This is a genomic window from Halomonas jincaotanensis (assembly GCF_018448785.1).
Lineage (GTDB): Bacteria > Pseudomonadota > Gammaproteobacteria > Pseudomonadales > Halomonadaceae > Halomonas > Halomonas jincaotanensis.
In genome coordinates this window covers 26428-44481 of the sequence record NZ_JAHCLU010000029.1, presented here as the reverse complement: position 1 = coordinate 44481, position 18054 = coordinate 26428, and the positions used below count along the sequence as shown (strand labels likewise).

The window sequence follows — 18054 nt, the reverse complement described above, 5'->3', positions numbered from 1 at the left end:
CAACAAGGAAAGGTCATGCGGGTCGGGGGGACAATCTGTTGTGATGATTTACGGACTTATAGCGCCGGCGTCGACACTCCCGCTCCCCCAGGGCCAAAAGGACATTGCCGAGGCTGTTTTGCAAAGTGGAACGAGTGGCTACTGGGCATCCAGAACAGCTGCGCTGGGCATGTGAGTACGCCCCTCACGCTCCCGCTATTGCGCACGTAATCGGTCGTGCATCTGCTCGAACTTGCCCTGTTGACTCCATCGGCGAAACGTCCGGCACACGTTTTGCCAGGGGAAGTCCTTGGGCAGCATTCGCCACGAGCACCCACTGCGGACCACGTAGCAGCATGCATCAACCAACAGACGCCGAGAATAGCGAGGCGAGGTGCCTCGATCGCCATCACGCTCAAAGAGGTCGCCCGCGAGGCGCCACTCCTCCTCGGTGAGCGAACTGGGTAGCGCTGTTCGGGCTGGTGACGACGGTGGGCCGACTGGTAGCCATAACGCTGTTCCGTCTTGCCTTGAGGGGGTGGCAACGGCGCCTGCTCACGTCGAATGCCCATCTCGTCCAGGCGTCTGCGTACCGTCATGTGGTTGTACGGACAGGCCCGTACGCCTGCAAAAGGTCTCGATGATCTCGTCCAGCGTGGCAAGTGGCGTCTCCTCAACCAACTGGCGTAGTAGGCGCGTCTCGTCGCCACCGATCTTCCTTGGTCGACCGCCTTTCGACATGGATCCCTCCCCTGAAGGTAAGGCCCCATCGTCTTAACCGCCTATTGTTTTTGTAAACACCCTCTTATGGTGAGCGGCTTGTGCTACTCGATGGTTTTTTATATTACTTAACGTTCCATTAATATCGAAAATCAGAATCTTCTTGATAATTCGCAATGTTCGATATGATGGGTGTGTTTTGTCTTCCGCAGGGATGGCGCAGGGTATCCGCATTGCAAAAGCAGTGGCTTCTCAGGTGTTTACGCAGAAACGCAGAACCCGCAGGGTGTTGGGATCGTGGCGAGCGTCGTACCCAACCTTGCACGTATATCAAAATGGGGGCTTGCCAAGCTTCTTGTCAGTACGCAAAACGAAGAATACCTAGGATGATAGAGGCTCGTACCCCTCCCTTGCTTCCCTGCATAGGTCGCCAGACAATTCGTGCTCTTACCCTTTCCTGAGGCTAGTGTTTTCCAGTGGGGGCATATAAGGGGGCATATTGCATAAGTACTCAAGAGAAAACATAACTACAACAGTAGCTTGAAATAGCTTTTTGGGTGAAGCTGGGCCCACCAATATCAGTTGCTTGCAAAGCTTTCCTGCTTTTCCGGATTTCCTTGCGTGAATTTTGCGGGAGGCTAGGACACGCTCAGCCTGCGCAAAACCACCAGTTCCGGTCTCCTGCTTCCTCGTTCGCATACGCTGTCTGCCGCCTCGATCAGGCGGGACAGTTCCGCCGCCGAATAATGCGTCGTGATACGCCCCGCGCGGTGTCCAAGCAAATCCTGACGATCCTCGAAGCTCACGCCGGCCGCCCTGAGACGGCGACCGAAAGTATGCTTGAGATCATGCACACGCACTTGCGGCAGGCCCGCATTGCATCGGGCTCGCTTCCAGCCACTGTTGAGCATCCGTGCCACCGGTTTGCCGCGATACGCAAAGACATGCGTCTCATGCTTGCCCCGCTGTCGTTCGATAACGGACAGCGCGATGCGGTTGAGCACGATCAGACGGTCGTCCGCGTTCTTGACCTGCTGGCCGGGGACGATGAAGACAGACGTGCCAAGAGCAGGAACCGCTACTTCCCAGTCCCAGCGCAGTCCGCAGATCTCGCTATCCCGGCAGCCGGTATTGACCGCAAACAGGCTCATCTCGGCCAGATGCGCCGGCAATCCTGCGAACAAACGTGCCTGCTCATCCCAGGTGAGGGGATAAGGCTGGCGCTTGTTCGTGTCCGGTAGCAGCTTGATTTTCGGGGGAGCGTGAAGCCAGGTCAGCCCGTACTCATCTATCCACTCCGATGCCGCGAGATTCACGATACGCCTCACCACCTTCAAGCCGTGATTGATCGTGCCGGTTGATACACCTTCCTGACGCCGGTGTTCGATCCAGGGCTCCAGCGCGCCGCGGTGCAGTCTATGAAGAGGCAGGTCACCGATCCATGGCATGAGCTGCTTAAGCCGCCCGATGTCGCTATCCAGGCTCCGCTTATGCTGGTTTCCCAGCACAAATTTCGCTGCGGCCTGCTCGAACGTCCGTGTCGGCCTCACACCATAGATTTCTGCCTGTCGGATTTCCTCGCTCAGCCGGGCGAGGTATCGCTCGGCTTCCGCGAGCTCAGCACTCCCAGTGCTTTGGCAAATGCGCCGTCCGCGGATGCGCTTGTCGATGTGCCAGATCCCGCCACGCTTGACGAGCCCCGGCGATTGTTTGCGTCCCATGTCGTATCTCCTCTTGATCGACCGGGACGCCCGTTGCACTGGATATAGTCATCCACCCAGGCGTCCAGTTCAAGCCGGTCGAACGCAATGGCCTGCTTGCCGAGAGGCACCTCCGTTAGATAGGGCCGAACGTCCGCGTTGAACCTGTTACGGTCCATTCCGAGATAGGCTGGCGCGTCACGCAGCCGTATCAGTCGCGGCAAAATGGCAAAGAGTTTGGTCATGCTCACACGATGACATGGCCCGATCTGAGGTCTCCTTGCGCCAACCTCGTCACTACAGGACAGAAAAACAGCCGGCCCCCGGAGGAGGCCGGCTGACTCTAAAGAGGACACTCAGAAGCTGGGTGGCTTGTGAGCGGCGAGGGCGCGGCAGATGTTGTCAAGACTGACAATGGCATTGCGACGCTCTCGCGTGCCCGGTGCATGCTGGGCGGCGTCCTGCGCAACCCGGCAAAACAGAGCGGCGAGCTCACCGGTGCTACGGCGTTCCAGCTCGGATGTTGTAATGATTTTGTCCATCACTGTTCTCCTGTTTATGTTCAGGAGACCCTGACCATCAGGGCCTTTCCGGCCCTGCACCCGATTCATACTCAGTAAGGAAAGCGTCCTGATGGGCTGGCGTGGGAACACAGATCAGGGAGGATAGGTGACAAAGTCAGCACATCATCACGGATGAAGGCGTGGCAGGCAGTGCCCTTGTGGGTAGTGCTCATGATTTGCGGGAGGTAAATTTGGTCTCGGAAAGTGGCGTCACATAAGGGATCAGGAATATAAGTTAAGATGACGTTAATAATTTAGGGGTTATTATAAAAATATAAATTCAACCATAGATTGGTTATGGATATGCAAATTAAAATAAAAGGCGAGATGACAATCGCGGAGATAAGGCAGGCGTTATTCGAAAAGCTGTGTGAGATAGAAACGGATCATGCTGTGCGTTACTCCATGGGCGCGACGCTGTATATCAACCCGACGAATGGGTTCGGGGATAATGTGTATCCGGATGTCTCAAAGGTTTACAGCACGGGGCCATATCGCTCGGCTGCTGATGATTATAAATTGTAAATACAAGTTAACACATATAGGAGGTCTAAGAGCATGAAGAGGACTTGTTATATTGGCTTAAAAGAGGCGCGTAAGGTATTAGCCGATATGGGAGTTTCATTGAGCGATCGGCAGATGAAGCGTGCGGCTGATAAAGATGCAGCTGGGCAGCGGAAGTTGCCCTTTTTTATCGACCCGATTGAAGGCCGGCTGAAAATCGAGAAGGGGACGCTGGTGCGTATATACCAACAGTGTCAGATAGATGCAGAAAACAGTTATTATAATAGAGATAAGCCTTGATTTTCCAGAGTCTTTGCGGAATTATCCTGTTTAATGTCTGATATACGGAAGAGGGTAGGCAGGAAAGGCACGACATACCAAGTACGCTACCCGAGTAAAGCAGCGAAGTCAGGTTATGCCTATGCCTCATTCGATACACGGAAGGAGGCACTTGCTTTCGTAGAAAGTGGAAAGACGAAGCAGGATAAACGCTCTTTTCACAGCGAAATCAAAACTGTCAGGCAAGCCACGGAAAAGTGGCTACGTGTCTGTGAAAAAGAAGGGCTTAATGGCAGAGAGCCTGTGACAGCTTATACTCTAAAAAACTACGAGTATCGTGCCAAGTTTATAACAGAGTACCCTTGGGACAAAGAAATTCAGAACCTGACGGCGCCAGACATTGTAGCGTTCCGCTCATGGCTTTTGCAAAGCGATATAAGCCGTGATCTTGCCGGAAAAGTGCTTTCTTCTTTCCAGTCAGTGATGAAGGAAATGATGATCAGGGGTGTGTTACCACATAATGTCGCCCCTGGAATCTGCATTAGAACGGATGCGCGCTACAAAGACCCTGTGGTCGTGCCGACCAAACAGGACGTCCTGGCCTTGCTGGGTGCGGCCGACAGACTCGCCAACGCCAAGAACCAGACTATAGCAAATGCCTGGGAGCGGTATCGACCAATGCTCTATCTTGCCGCGGACTCAGGCATGAGACCTCAAGAGTATCTGGCGATATCAAAGAATTGCTTAGCAGGTCATGGCGTTCAGGTGGAGCGGGCCATTGAGGGCGGGGGTAAGAAAATCTCAGTCACGAAGACACCGGCCGCGCGTCGATTTATCGAGTTGAGCCCCGAGGTTATCGACATGGTTCAGCATTATGCCGATAACCACGCACCGATAAGCACCCATAACCTCGTTTTTCCGGCGTCTAACGGTGGCTTGCAGTCACGCCGCAACTGGCAGCGCCGAGGGTTTAACGTCGCTTGCGAAGAGGCTGGGTTGATCGAGACAGTAGAAGTTGATGGCAAGCCCGTTGAGCAGCCGAAATACCGACCATATGATCTGCGGCATTTCTTTGCATCGATGTTGATTGATCAAAAGACGAACTTGAAGAAAATCCAGACCTTGATGGGGCACACAAATATCGAAACTACATTAAATGTCTACGGACATTTGTTCCCGGACGATGATAGTGGTAAAAATGAAGATAGGGGAATGATTAATGGCATGCTTAGAAATTCTTGTGGCAATTCTGTGGCGTAAGATCTCTAAAAGGCGCAGAAATCAGCCATTTTTCTTGAATGGGGTGCAAGGGGTCGGAGGTTCGAATCCTCTCGCCCCGACCATAATAAAATCAGTCACTTAGTCGATTTTTTGCCGATAATAATGGCTCCATCAACTTTTTTTGCCACAAAACAACCTCCTTTGAAGCCCGCAGGAATCCTCGACTGCCTTTCTCTGTCTGGTGCGGCTTGTGGCAAGTTTGTGGCAAGAAGCTATGCCGCCGCTCATGTCGCCAACACGCAGTCAAAAAGACGGTCGGCACAACGAGCCCATGTGTATATCTCAATATTTTGCGCTTCGGGGTGATGCAGACCACTACCAGTGTTGCTAGTGTGTGGTCTTCAAAAAGGGAGGCGCAGAGCCGTGAACGCTGTCGAGATCGAAGAAGCTATTTCCGCCTTGGCTGATCAGCCGTTCGAAGCCGAAGAATTCCCGTTCGCGTTCCTGGAAGCGTTTGGCAACAAGGCAACCACAATCAAGCGATTGCGCAGCGGCGCATCGAACAAGTCCGACATCGGCGGCGTCCTTCAGACCAACAACATACACATAAAGGTCTGCGCCGAAGGGCAGGTCTCAGACACGATCCGCGAGCTACAGGAGAGCCCGGCAACGAAGAACGCCCGCAATCGCGTCAAATTCCTCCTGGCGACGGATGGCGTCACCCTGGAAGCCGAAGACCTTGTGTCAGATATCGCGCCGATCGTCTGCCCATTCGAAGACTTCCCCGAGCATTTCGGCTTCTTCCTACCGCTTGCAGGCATCAGCACCGTTAAGCAAATTCGCGAGAGCGCCTTCGATATCAAGGCGACTGGTCGCCTGAACAGGCTTTATGTCGAGCTTTTAAAAGACAATCCGGACTGGGCGACCGCCGAGCGGCGCCATGACATGAATCATTTCATGTCGCGGCTGATCTTCAGCTTCTTTGCCGAAGATACTGATATCTTTGACGGTTCAGGACTTTTCACCACAACGATTGAGCAGATGAGTGCGCGGGACTCATCCAACACCCATGAAGTCATCGGTGAGTTGTTCCGCGTCATGAACACGACGCTCGAAGAAAGGAAAATGGCAAACCTGCCACGTTGGGCGGATGCCTTTCCGTACGTCAATGGGGGGTTGTTTTCCGGCGACACGGACGTGCCGCGCTTCTCCAAGATCGCGCGATCCTACCTTCTGCACATCGGCAATCTCGACTGGAAGAAGATCAACCCCGACATTTTCGGCTCGATGATCCAGGCCGTCGCCGACGATGAGGAACGCGGCGCTCTGGGGATGCACTACACATCCGTTCCGAACATCCTTAAGGTGCTGAACCCGCTCTTCCTCGATGATCTGCGCGAGAAGCTGGAGGAAACCGGGGACAACGCGCGCAAGCTGCTGAACCTGCGCAACCGGATGGCAAGAATCAGGGTCTTCGACCCTGCCTGCGGCTCCGGCAACTTCCTTGTCATCGCCTACAAGGAAATGCGGGCGATCGAGGCCGAGATCAACAAGCGGCGCGGGGAGCCCGACCGTCGAACCGACATCCCGCTGACCAACTTCAGAGGGATTGAGCTGCGGGATTTCTCCGCCGAAGTGGCGCGGCTGGCACTGATCATTGCCGAGTATCAGTGTGATGTGCTCTATCGCGGCCAGCGGGAGGCGTTGCGGGATTTCCTGCCGCTCGACGCAATGAACTGGATCACCTGCGGTAACGCTCTGCGGATCGACTGGCTCAGCATCTGCCCGCCGACGGGGACCGGCGTGAAGATGCATGGCGATGACCTGTTCAGCACGCCGCTCGATCAGGCCGAGATCGACTTCGAGAATGAAGGCGGGGAGACCTATATTTGCGGGAATCCGCCTTATCTAGGTTCGACCTGGCAATCAGCGGAACAGAAGGATGACCTCAAACGCATCTTTGAGGGCCGCGTCAAAAGCTGGAAGTCTCTCGACTATGTAGCTGCTTGGTTCATGAAGGCGGCGGATTTTGCTCTGCACACGCCGACCGTCAGCGCGTTCGTGACGACCAAATCGATCTGTCAGGGAAGGCAGGTGCCCAGTCTATGGACTGCTATCTTCGCTAAAAGGCATGAGATCACATTTGCGCATACGTCTTTCAAATGGGCCAACCTCGCCAGTCATAATGCAGGCGTAACCGTAGCAATCGTCGCGATCACGAACGTTGTAGGGCGAAAGAAACGGCTATTTTCAATAGATGAGAATGGCGAGACCGTTTCGCGTCAGGTTGAACACATAAACGCTTATCTAGTTGACGCTCCGAACGTGATCGTTAGCGGCTTATCGAAGCCGTTTGATGGTCGGCCAGAATTCATTTCGGGTAATGTCGCAGATGATGATGGTGCGCTTCTTGCGTCAATGAAAGAAGAATTTGGCGAGATACCCGAAAATGCCAATCACATGGTACGTTCCTTTCTAGGCTCTAGTGAGCTTATCAATGGCAAGCAAAGGTATTGTCTTTGGGTGGAAGATAGTGATCTACCCGCGGCTTTAGGAATCTCCAACTTTGCCGAGCGTTTCGAGCGCGTCAGAAAGAAGCGAAGCGGCCCGAAGGCTGGACCAAGGGCGAAGGCTTCAATGGATACCCCCCACAAGTTTGCTTTTCGATCCAACCGAGATGACGCTGCCCTCGTAATCCCTAGAGTGTCATCTGAGAACCGTCCGTTCCTTCCGGTTGCGTTGGCCGATCCGACAGTCATCTTGGGCGATAGAAATTTTGCCCTCTACGACGCTCCACTCTGGAACATGGCGCTGATCGCATCGCGCCTACATTGGGTCTGGATAGGCACCGTCTGCGTGCGCATGAGGACCGACTTCTCCTATTCTAATACTATTGGCTGGAATACCTTTCCCGTTCCCAAACTGACAGAGAAGAACAAGGAAGATCTGACGCACTGCGCGGAAGATATCCTTCTCGCGCGCGAGGTCCATTTCCCCGCGACCATCGCCGATCTCTACGATCCCGAGAAAATGCCGGAAAACCTGCGTGTAGCGCATGAGAGCAACGACGAGGTTCTGGAGCGCATCTACATCGGACGCCGTTTCCGCAACGATACAGAGCGCTTGGAAAAGCTCTTTGAGCTCTACACGAAGATGACCAAAACGAAGGGGGCGGCATGAGTAAGTTCAACCGTTTGACCATCGTTGCGGCAGCCGAGGCCATTGCTGCTTTCAACTCGCATGATGATATGAACGTCCTCGAAATTCAGTGGGATATCAACCAGCACGGCATAGAGACATCGAGCAAAGCTGCACGGGTTCGTAGCTGGGCGAAGATTGCTACCGAGCTTGACCCTGAAGTCCTGACGGAGGCCGGCAAAGTCAGCTTGAGCCGTGCCTTTTTAGAAATGGCAATCCAAGGCCCGCCTTATGTGCAGGAAAATTCTACATGGAGGAAGCTCTTAGCGGGCCTTCGTTTTGACGGGTTTGAGATCGTAGAGGAAGAGATAGAGGAACCGAGCGGGCGCCAATCGATTTTCGGTGGTCCCGCGAAGATAAAGGTCAACAGTCTTCGGCGCATGCTGCCTAGCGAGGTACCAAGTCTAGACTTCAGAGAGGCCGAGACGGAATTGGCAGTATTGCTGGAACGAAATAACTTCACAGTGGCTCATGGGCATCTGAAACAAGCAATTTCAGCATTCCAGCGGGGAGAGTGGTCATCCGCCAATGGCGAGCTTCGAAATTTCTTTGAGAGTTACCTCAATGAAATCGCTACCTTTCTTGGTTATGCTGGGAGTGGCGATAGCAAGGCAAAGCGCGACTTCCTTGGCGAGCTTGCTTCGCCGTTCCTGCTCGCTGACTACAACGAGTGGCATGCCAACAATCAGAAGCCTCAATACGTACAAGGGCTGATGAGCAGGATGCACCCTCACGGTGGCCATCCAGGATTGTCTGAAGAAGAGGATGCCACCTTCAGACTTCAGGTGACTTTGATCACAGCACGGTTATTCCTTCGCAGATTTGACAAACGAAAGAGAGTTTAGAGTGACCAATAATGTTCCATCCGTCTCTGTCACCTACGCCCGCAACGGCACTTCGACTAAATCTAACGAGCTTGGCATGCGCCCGATGCAGGAACGCGCCTTTGAGCGGCGAGGTGAGCAGTATCTCCTGATCAAGTCGCCGCCTGCCTCCGGCAAGAGCCGCGCGCTCATGTTCATCGCGCTCGACAAGTTGCACAATCAGGGGCTTCGACAGGCGATTATCACCGTGCCGGAAAAATCCATCGGGTCGAGCTTTGCCGACGAGCCGCTGAGCGCGTTCGGGTTCTGGAAGGACTGGCATGTCGTGCCGAAATGGAATCTCTGCAATGCGCCGGGCGCGGATGGGGGTAAAGCTGACTCCGTGGGCGCGTTCCTGAAAAGCGATGATAGCGTCCTGGTCTGTCCTCACGCGACATTCCGCAATGCCGTCGAAAAATTCGGCGTTGAAGCCTTCGATGATCGTATGATCGCCGTGGATGAATTCCACCATGTCTCGGCCAACCCCGATAACAAGCTCGGTGCTCAGCTCACCGAGCTGATGGCGCGTGACAGGGTGCATATCGTCGCTATGACCGGATCATATTTCCGTGGCGATACCGAGGCCGTGCTCATGCCTCATGACGAGGCGAAGTTCGATACTGTCACCTACACCTACTATGAGCAGCTCAACGGTTATCAGTATCTGAAGACGCTGGATATCGGCTATTACTTCTATTCTGGTGCCTATGCCGACGACATCCTGAAAGTGCTGGACCCAGCCGAGAAAACGATCATCCACATCCCGTCCGTTAATTCGCGTGAGAGCACCAAAGACAAGATCAGGGAAGTCGAGCATATCATTGAGGAACTAGGCGCGTGGCAGGGAACGGACCCCGCCACAGGATTCCAGCTTGTGAAGCGCTCAGACGGGCGTGTCCTGCGGATCGCCGATCTGGTCGATGACGATCCAGCCAAGCGTGAAAAGGTTTCCGCGGCGCTAAAAGACCCCACACAGAAGAACAATCGTGACCATGTGGACATCATCATCGCCTTGGGCATGGCTAAGGAAGGCTTTGACTGGATTTGGTGTGAACATGCGCTGACGGTTGGCTACCGATCGAGCCTGACCGAGATCGTACAGATTATTGGTCGCGCCACCCGTGACGCAGAGGGCAAGACCCGCGCCCGATTTACCAACCTGATCGCCGAGCCGGATGCCGCAGAGGCGGCTGTCACCGAAGCCGTGAACGATACGCTGAAGGCGATCGCCGCCAGCCTACTCATGGAGCAGGTACTCGCGCCGCGCTTCAACTTCACTCCGAAGAAACCGGATAGCGGGCCAGCTCCCGGCTTTGACTACGGCGAGGGCGGATACAAGGAAGGCAAGTGCAATGTTGGGTTCAATGAAGAGTCGGGCCAGTTCCAGATCGAGATTAAGGGGCTTGTCGAGCCGAAGAGCAAGGAAGCTGAGCGCATCTGTCAGGAAGACCTGAACGAAGTGATCGCGGCTTTCGCACAGGACAAAACCACCGTCGAGCGCGGGCTATTTGACGAGGAACTCGTTCCCGAAGAGCTGACCCAGGTGCGCATGGGTAAGATCATCAAGGACAAGTACCCCGAGCTTGACGAAGGGGATCAGGAAGCCGTTCGCCAGCATGCAATCGCGGCGCTGAACCTCACCCAGAAGGCCAAGGAAGCGGCGGTCGAAGGCGATGATTCCGAGAAGAGCGGAAACACCGCCTTGATCGACGGCGTCCGGAAATTTGCGATGGACGTACGCGACCTGGATATCGACCTGATAGACCGGATCAACCCGTTCAGCGAAGCCTATGCCATCCTCGCCAAGACGATGAGCGAGGAAAGCCTGAAGCAGGTTCAGGCCATCATCTCGGCAAAGAAAGTAAAGCTCACACCCGAAGAAGCGCGTGACCTGGCGCGGCGTGCCGTGAAGTTCAAGCAGGAGCGCGGACGGCTGCCTTCGATCACATCCCCTGACGCATGGGAAAAGAAAATGGCCGAAGGCGTGGCCTTCCTTGCCCGCATGAAAGCGGAGGCTGCCAATGGCTAAAGAATTCACAGAAGACGACGATGCACTTCTCGCCGAGCTTGGCGTTGAAGTCGAAGAGAAGAAAGCACAATACCGCACACCCCGCGAAGAGCGCATTATTGCGGGATTCGAAGAAATACAGCGCTTTGTCGAAGAACATGGCCGAGCGCCGGAGCATGGCGAAGACCGTGACATCTTCGAGCGTCTGTATGCCGTTCGCCTTGACCGTATCCGCGAGCAGCCGGATTGTCGGGACTTGATCGAGCCAAAGGATCATCAGGGACTTCTGGCCGGATCAGTGCCATCGTCGTCTTCGGCGACCGACGAGTTGGATGACGATGCGCTCCTTGCAGAGCTTGGTATCGAGGCCGAGGCCCCGCCGATCACTGAGCTAAAATATGTTCGGACGAGCGCCGAAAAAAAGGCTGCCGAGGAAATCGCCAACCGCGAAAAATGCGAAGATTTTGACACTTTCAAGCTGCTCTTTGAGCAAGTGCAGAGCGATTTGGATAGCGGCCTGCGGAAAACTCGGCCGTTTGAGATGAAGGCCGACATACAGCAAGGACGGTTCTTCATTGTCGGCGGCCAGAAAGCCTATGTCGCGGAGATGGGCGAAACGACCATCACAGCACAGGGGCGGACGGATGCGCGGTTGCGCGTGATCTTCGATAATGGCACGGAGAGCAACATGCTCATGCGCTCGCTTCAACGCGCCCTGAATAAGGACGAAGCAGGCAGACGCATTACCGAACCCGTGGCCGGTCCCTTGTTCGCGGAGCATACGATCGACGGCGACGAGGCTAGTGGCACGATCTATGTCCTGCGCAGTAAATCCGATCATCCGGTTGTCGCGGAAAACCGCGATCTTATACACAAGATCGGCGTCACCAATATGAGCGTCGCGAAACGTATCGCTGGCGCGCGGCTCCAGCCGACATTCATGATGGCGGATGTTGAGGTCGTAGCAACCTACGAGTTGTTCAATATCAACCGCACCAAGCTCGAAAACTTAATCCACCGAATTTTTGAACCCGCACAACTCGATATCGAAATCATGGACCGCTTCGGCAATCCCGTTGTCCCGCGCGAGTGGTTCCTCGTTCCGCTATTCGTGATTGATCAAGCGGTCCAGAAGATCAAGGACGGGACGATTTCCGAGTTACGATACGACCCGAAGAATGCGAAATTCGAAAAGGCCAACTAAATGAGAATGCGGGCCCTACATCTAAGGTAAACCCGTTTTCCTGTCAAAGTCCTCGAGTCCGTGCTAAAATATCCTGTACGTAAGTTACTGACGATAAGGCAGAAAAAGAGAGCGAGACGTGTCTAACGCAAGGCAAATACTGGCAATGTTGCGAAGTCGTGCCGATGGCGACGACGAGCAGTTCTATTCCATTGCCTTGCAGATCGCGGCATCTGAAGCGCGGCAAGGGCGCAAGACGACGGCTCAGGAGCTGCGCTCCGCTGTCGACGCGGCTCGGTCTGGCTCAAAGACCAGTGTCCCCATACAGTTTGCCAAGCCACGCGGTGAGCTCGAAAGCATCATCGAGCACCGGGAGCCGCGCTACGTTCTTAAAGACGTTATACTTGACGCTCGTCTTGGCGGAAGGCTCGATGACCTCGTGCGTCAGCAGGTCCGGCGCGATTGGCTGCGTGAGCACGGAAAAGTCCCAAGCCGTCGTGTGCTTTTCCTTGGTCCGCCAGGTTCAGGCAAGACCATGACTGCCGAAGCGCTCGCTGGACAGCTCCGCCTTCCGTTGTTCGTTATTCGACTTGAGACGCTCATTACCCGCTACATGGGCGAAACTGCCGCCAAACTGCGGCTTGTGTTTGACGAGACCGCCAAAAAGCGCGGGGTTTATCTTTTTGACGAGTTCGATGCTGTTGGCGGCAAGCGCAATGCGACGAACGACGTTGCAGAGATGCGACGTGTCTTGAACTCCTTCCTGCAATATATGGAGGAAGAGAATGCAACGGATAGCCTGGTCGTCGGTGCGACGAATTACCCGGAGCTTCTTGACCGTGCACTTCTGCGGCGTTTCGATCTTGTCCTCAGCTTTGACCTGCCGACGGATGAAGACATAAAACGGATCGTAATGATGGGCCTCCGACCATTTAAAACTGGAAGGATGGCTTGGAAAAAAATAATCGTGGCTTCCGCTGGTCTGAGCCAAGCCGAGATAGTAAAAGCAGCTGAAGATGCCGTGAAAGCGGCTATTCTCGACGAGCGAAGCACCGTTACGACCGACCAGATATTACGTCGTTTGGAAGAACGGCAGGAGATGCAGGACGTTTTTTCAAACAATACAAATAACGACTAACGTGAATTCATGCCGTCAGATTTCGACAAGCCGCATTTCGATATTTCCAACTCTGCTGTTCCGGGGCGCTATACTTCTCCCCCACAAAATATCGGCGACGGCAGAGCGCCGCGTATCAGAGCTGCGCACGGGAGTATGCTCCGCCAGCAGCTTCAGGCAACGTTCCGCGAGGGCGTGCAGGAGCGTGAACAGGCCGCTCTTCCCGAGGGCCTAACGCCAAGCACGGGGCAATATTATGAGGTCGAACTTCAAAAAGGCGCGAAAGCTCAGAAGCTAGAACGAAAACGCGAGCATATCGTCGTCGGAGCAACCAAGATCGATGAGGAAAGCGACAGGGTATCTGCTGTTGTCTTCATTCCAGATGAGTCCATCCCGGTTCTTGATACTATCTTCGATGACTATGCAACCGGTGAGCTATCCGGTAGGGGCGAGCCCAAGCGAAAAGATTTTGTCGATCCCGTTGAGACGATTCGTCGTGCCCGGCTTTTTTCATTTTGGACCGACGATCCGTCGAGCCTTCCTGAACATGCTCAGGAAAGTATGTGGTGGGAGGTTTGGTGCGATCCGGATAAGGTTACGGATGTTGCTGCTGTATTCCGGCGTATGGAATGCCGTCCCGCCCATGAGGATCGCTGGCTGCACTTTCCGGAAACTACCATTCTACCCATTCTGGCGAGGCGAGCGGATGTCGAACTTGCCTTGATCGTTGCTGAAGGCATCGGGGAGTTACGCCGCGGCTCCGATACTCCGAACTTTTATCTAGAAGATGAGCGTGAGAATCAGCATGACTGGGCGGACGATCTTGCTGAACGAACGATCTGGCCCGGCACCGATGTGCCCCGCGTTTGCTTGCTTGACACCGGCGTAAACAGAGCGCATGTATTAATTGAGCCGGCGCTCCACGAAGGTGACCTGATGAGTGTCAGTCCCGAATGGCCGGCTACCGACAATATCCGTGGTAGTCACGGTACGTCGATGGCAGGTCTCGCCTTGTACGGCGACCTTTTCTCGCGCCTTCACGACAGAGGAGAGCATGCGCTTACTCATCGTCTGGAATCTGTCCGCATATTGCCGGCTGAAGGTTTTAATCCCAACGACCCCGCACGCTACGGATCGATCACACTGGATGCTGTCTCGCTGGCTGAGGTCCAGAACCCGGAAAGACGACGCGTCTTTTGTATGGCTGTTACAAATGAAGACCGTAGCGGTGATCGCGCTAGTAGCTGGAGCGCATGCGTTGACCGTGCCGCTGGTGGGCATCTTTATGGTGATGAGGAAGATAGGCCTCGGCGGTTAATTTGCATATCAGGCGGCAATGTCCGCAACGCCATGCAGGCTTCGCGTCTCGGTGTCCTTGAAGACTATCCTATCGAAGATCCCGCCCAGGCTTGGAATGCCCTGACTGTCGGTGGCTATACCGATAAGACTGACATCGACCCTGCCGACCCGTATTTTGTAAATCATCGGCCCGTCGCCAACGTCGGCGACATCAGCCCGTTTTCACGAAACTCGACACCGTGGCATCCGGGTAAGTCACCGATAAAACCTGAGGTCGTTTTCGAGGCAGGCAACCGCGCAGTTTCCGGAAACGAGCAGGACCTTGTGGATTGTCCGTCACTTGAGCTACTGACGACGGGCGCAGAGGCAGATCGTCTGCCGATCGTGAACTTTGCGGCTACGAGCGCAGCGACCGCACAAGCCGCCCGTATGGCAGCGCGTTTGAAGGCGGATCACACAGATTTTTGGCCGGAAACCATTCGAGGATTGATCGTCCACAGCGCTGACTGGACGGAGCCAATGGCGCAGCGGCTCTTCTCTGAAAACAGTTTGCGCGCCCGCAAGCAGCTGGTACGGATCTTCGGCTATGGAGTGCCCTCTTATGAGCGCGCCACGGCCTCTGCATCCAGCGATCTTGCGCTTGTCGCCCAGAGAACGATCCAGCCTTACAGGCGAAAACAGAATGGCAGCGTAGTCTTCAATGAATGCCACTATTACTCGCTGCCTTGGCCTCGCGACGTCCTTGAGGAATACGCGGAGCTTGAGTTTAAGCTCAAGATCACCCTTTCATATTTTGTGGAGCCAAACCCCGGTAAATCGGCAGCCATTGATCCTGCGCGTTATCAATCCTTTGGTCTTCGGTTTGATCTGAAGCGTGCGCGGGAAACCGAACGCGCATTTCGTCAAGCAATCAATGCCCAGGAGCGCGAGGACCCAAGACGAGGAGGTCCCCGGCGGGAATCCGATAGCGGGTGGATGCTAGGATCAGACAGCATTTCGGCAGGATCAATTCACAGCGATGTCTGGCGTGGTACGGGTGCGCAGCTTGCTGCCAGAAATACGCTTTGTGTGAAGCCTGTCTCTGGGTGGTGGAAAGAGCGACGCGATCCGCTTGTATGTGAACAGGAAGCTCGCTATTCGCTTATCGTCAACTTGACTGCGCCAGATACCGAGATCGACCTGTATACGCCAATCAGCAATATCATCGAGCCTGGTATCGAGATCGAAATATAAAGGTCGATGCATACTGTATAGCAGGATCGGGCTGTCAGAACCGAGCCCGCCGGTGGCGTCTCGGCCTTCTGGCTTCCATCCCTTGCGCAGCTATAGCCAGCCCTGACGGGCTGATTCTTCTTTCATGAATTGGGGCCTGCGGCTCCATCCTCCATCAAGGCCAAGCCCTTCGCATGTGCTGAAGGCGCAGTTAGCGGTCTCCCCGGTATTCCGCTCTACACTTGTGCTTCGCCGGCTTAGTGTCCCTTTTAGTTTATATATATAACTATTTGTATAGTTTTACTATTCTATTTGCTTTCAAATCAAACTTGTTTTAGTTTGAATAAATGCTATATTGTATAGCATGAGCGAACTAAAAGGTGGAAAGCTAAACCAGTTGGAACGTCTGCTGCCGGATGGGCTGCTGGTCGATGCTGCGTGGCTGGAGGCGCACGGCTATTCGCGGGCGCTGCGCAGCCAGTATGTTTCCAGTGGTTGGTTGGACAGCCCGGTACGCGGTGTTTACTGGCGGCCGCGCGGCGTTTTGCGCTGGGAGCAGGTCGTCATTTCCTTACAGGTTCTGCTGAGCTATCCCGTCTCAGTCGGCGGACGGACCGCCCTGGAGATGCGGGGCTATTCCCACTATCTCTACCAGGCGCAGCAGGCTGTGCACCTCTATACCGACCGCAAACTGCCCTCCTGGCTCGCGAAACTCCCGGATATGCCGGCGTTTGTCGTGCATAACCGGTCACGCTTTTTGCCGGGGCTGACGGATTACAGCGATCAGCTCTCTCTGGACTCGCCAGGGGAGGCGGGGCAGCCTCGGCTGCCGGGCGCGCTGGATGTCGATGAGTGGGGGCCTTGGCGCTGGCCATTGGTGCGCTCCGCTCCCGAGCGGGCAATTCTCGAACTGATCGACGAGCTTCCGAACAGCACGTCATTCGATATGGTGGACAAGTTCATGGAGGGGCTTGTGACGCTTCGCCCGCGCAAGATGCAGGCCTTGCTGGAGGAGGCTGAGAGCGTAAAAGTGAAGCGGCTATTCTGCTTTTTTGCTGGCCGGCATCGCCATCAGTGGCTGGAGATGATCGACCACGACAAAATCGACCTGGGCAAGGGAAAGCGGATGATCGCCAAGGGAGGCACGCTGGACAAAAAATACCAAATCACCGTCCCGGAGAACATGGATGCCCTTTGATCCAACATTCAGGCAGCAAGTACAGCTATTGGTCTCAGTGCTTCCTCTGGTCGCCGAAGAGAACTGTTTTGCCCTGAAAGGCGGGACGGCCATCAATCTCTTTGTCCGTGATTTGCCGCGCCTGTCGGTGGATATCGACCTGACATACCTGCCGGTCGCGGACAGGACGCAATCACTGGAAGAGATTGATATCGCCCTGAAGCGGATCAGTGCCCGCATCGCCAAAGCGTTTCCGGACATGACGGTTCAGGAATCGGCCCCCGGCGGCAAGGGGCCGATCAACAAGCTGGTAGTGCGAACCAAGCATCGCCTCCAAATCAAGGTCGAAGTGACGCCGGTCCTGCGGGGCTGCGTCTATGAGCCGGTAGTGATGCCCGTATCGGAAACGACCGAGGATGAATTCGGCTTTGCCAAGATTCAGGTTCTGTCTTTTGCCGACCTGTATGCCGGCAAGATCATGGCGGCGCTGGACCGGCAGCATCCCCGCGATCTGTTCGACGTCCACCTGCTCCTGGAGGAAGAAGGGATAAGCGATGAGCTGCGTACGGCGCTGATCGTCTATCTGATCAGCCACGACCATTCGCCACATTCCCTGCTAGCCCCGCCCGCAAAAGACATCCGCGCTATATTCGAAACCGACTTTGCCGGTATGACGGAGCGGCCTGTGTCGCTAGAAACGCTTCTGGATGCCAGGGACCGGCTTGTCAGCACGGTCTTGTCCGGCATGCCGGAAGAGCACAAGTCATTTCTGATTTCCTTTTACGAAGGCAATCCGGCCTGGGAGACGCTGGGCATCGAAGGCCTCGAGAGCCTTCCGGCGGTACGGTGGCGCGAACTCAATCTGGAAAGGGCAGGGCCCGGCACGCGTGAGTCGATTATCAAGGCGTTGGAGGAAGTCCTGTCCGCATAAAGCAGGGTGATGGTGGTGCGGCGCATCCCCGCTGGGGACCGGGCTCTCGTGAACCGAACCCCGCGGGGCGGGTTTCCGCCGTTCGGCGTCGATCCCTTGC

Annotated in this window: 13 protein-coding genes and 1 pseudogene; 11 read left to right on the top strand and 3 right to left on the bottom strand. The window is 55.1% G+C overall.

Translation table 11 applies throughout. The annotated features are described in order from the left end of the window. Positions 1-198 precede the first annotated feature (198 nt). From KG088_RS18015 to KG088_RS18005, 3 genes and pseudogenes are all read right to left on the bottom strand, one after another. Positions 199-494, bottom strand: a pseudogene (locus KG088_RS18015) (transposase); the annotation flags it as partial. 843 nt (positions 495-1337) lie between these two features. Beyond that, the gene (locus KG088_RS18010) at positions 1338-2420 is read right to left on the bottom strand and encodes a tyrosine-type recombinase/integrase (RefSeq protein WP_213827803.1); all 1083 of its coding nucleotides are present in this window, start codon (positions 2418-2420) and stop codon (positions 1338-1340) included. 335 nt (positions 2421-2755) lie between these two features. After that, the gene (locus tag KG088_RS18005) at positions 2756-2941 is read right to left on the bottom strand and encodes a hypothetical protein (RefSeq protein ID WP_213827801.1); all 186 of its coding nucleotides are present in this window, start codon (positions 2939-2941) and stop codon (positions 2756-2758) included. A gap of 318 nt (positions 2942-3259) precedes the next feature. Between KG088_RS18005 and KG088_RS18000 the strand changes: the two genes are divergently transcribed. The 11 genes from KG088_RS18000 (at position 3260) to KG088_RS17950 (ending at position 17954) form a co-directional block, all read left to right on the top strand. Next, complete coding sequence (locus tag KG088_RS18000) at positions 3260-3487, top strand: hypothetical protein (RefSeq protein WP_213827799.1); 228 nt, start codon at positions 3260-3262, stop codon at positions 3485-3487. 33 nt (positions 3488-3520) lie between these two features. Then, positions 3521-3766, top strand: a complete 246-nt coding sequence (locus tag KG088_RS17995) for a hypothetical protein (RefSeq protein WP_213827797.1) — start codon at positions 3521-3523, stop codon at positions 3764-3766. Positions 3767-3799: 33 nt separating this feature from the next. Continuing rightward, positions 3800-5005 (top strand): tyrosine-type recombinase/integrase, encoded by a 1206-nt coding sequence (locus KG088_RS17990; RefSeq protein ID WP_213827795.1) that lies wholly within the window; start codon positions 3800-3802, stop codon positions 5003-5005. A gap of 384 nt (positions 5006-5389) precedes the next feature. Then, complete coding sequence (locus KG088_RS17985) at positions 5390-8146, top strand: class I SAM-dependent DNA methyltransferase (RefSeq protein WP_213827793.1); 2757 nt, start codon at positions 5390-5392, stop codon at positions 8144-8146. Beyond that, complete coding sequence (locus KG088_RS17980) at positions 8143-9009, top strand: hypothetical protein (protein WP_213827792.1); 867 nt, start codon at positions 8143-8145, stop codon at positions 9007-9009. The genes KG088_RS17985 and KG088_RS17980 overlap by 4 nt, the downstream gene beginning before the upstream one ends. A gap of 1 nt (position 9010) precedes the next feature. After that, positions 9011-11056, top strand: a complete 2046-nt coding sequence (locus tag KG088_RS19975; protein ID WP_213827790.1) for a pseudomurein-binding repeat-containing protein — start codon at positions 9011-9013, stop codon at positions 11054-11056. Beyond that, positions 11049-12239, top strand: a complete 1191-nt coding sequence (locus KG088_RS17970; protein ID WP_213827788.1) for a GIY-YIG nuclease family protein — start codon at positions 11049-11051, stop codon at positions 12237-12239. Before KG088_RS19975 ends, KG088_RS17970 begins: the two co-directional genes overlap by 8 nt. 118 nt (positions 12240-12357) lie before the next feature. Then, positions 12358-13356, top strand: a complete 999-nt coding sequence (locus tag KG088_RS19885; RefSeq protein WP_213827786.1) for an AAA family ATPase — start codon at positions 12358-12360, stop codon at positions 13354-13356. A gap of 9 nt (positions 13357-13365) precedes the next feature. Beyond that, positions 13366-15867, top strand: coding sequence for a S8 family peptidase (locus tag KG088_RS17960; RefSeq protein ID WP_213827785.1), 2502 nt, complete (start codon positions 13366-13368; stop codon positions 15865-15867). A gap of 376 nt (positions 15868-16243) precedes the next feature. Then, positions 16244-17044 carry a type IV toxin-antitoxin system AbiEi family antitoxin domain-containing protein gene (locus KG088_RS17955; protein WP_213827784.1) on the top strand — a complete coding sequence of 267 codons (801 nt, stop codon included), beginning with the start codon at positions 16244-16246 and terminating at the stop codon, positions 17042-17044. Then, positions 17034-17954 (top strand): nucleotidyl transferase AbiEii/AbiGii toxin family protein, encoded by a 921-nt coding sequence (locus KG088_RS17950; protein WP_213827783.1) that lies wholly within the window; start codon positions 17034-17036, stop codon positions 17952-17954. Before KG088_RS17955 ends, KG088_RS17950 begins: the two co-directional genes overlap by 11 nt. Positions 17955-18054 lie beyond the last annotated feature (100 nt).

Excerpts from the sequence above, each read along its gene's own strand:
- KG088_RS18010 (WP_213827803.1), bottom strand. The coding sequence starts at position 2,420 with ATGGGACGCAAACAATCGCCGGGGCTCGTCAAGCGTGGCGGGATCTGG.
- KG088_RS18005 (WP_213827801.1), bottom strand. The coding sequence starts at position 2,941 with ATGGACAAAATCATTACAACATCCGAGCTGGAACGCCGTAGCACCGGT.
- KG088_RS18000 (WP_213827799.1), top strand. The coding sequence starts at position 3,260 with ATGGATATGCAAATTAAAATAAAAGGCGAGATGACAATCGCGGAGATA.
- KG088_RS17995 (WP_213827797.1), top strand. The coding sequence starts at position 3,521 with ATGAAGAGGACTTGTTATATTGGCTTAAAAGAGGCGCGTAAGGTATTA.
- KG088_RS17990 (WP_213827795.1), top strand. The coding sequence starts at position 3,800 with ATGTCTGATATACGGAAGAGGGTAGGCAGGAAAGGCACGACATACCAA.
- KG088_RS17980 (WP_213827792.1), top strand. The coding sequence starts at position 8,143 with ATGAGTAAGTTCAACCGTTTGACCATCGTTGCGGCAGCCGAGGCCATT.
- KG088_RS17970 (WP_213827788.1), top strand. The coding sequence starts at position 11,049 with ATGGCTAAAGAATTCACAGAAGACGACGATGCACTTCTCGCCGAGCTT.
- KG088_RS17960 (WP_213827785.1), top strand. The coding sequence starts at position 13,366 with ATGCCGTCAGATTTCGACAAGCCGCATTTCGATATTTCCAACTCTGCT.
- KG088_RS17950 (WP_213827783.1), top strand. The coding sequence starts at position 17,034 with ATGCCCTTTGATCCAACATTCAGGCAGCAAGTACAGCTATTGGTCTCA.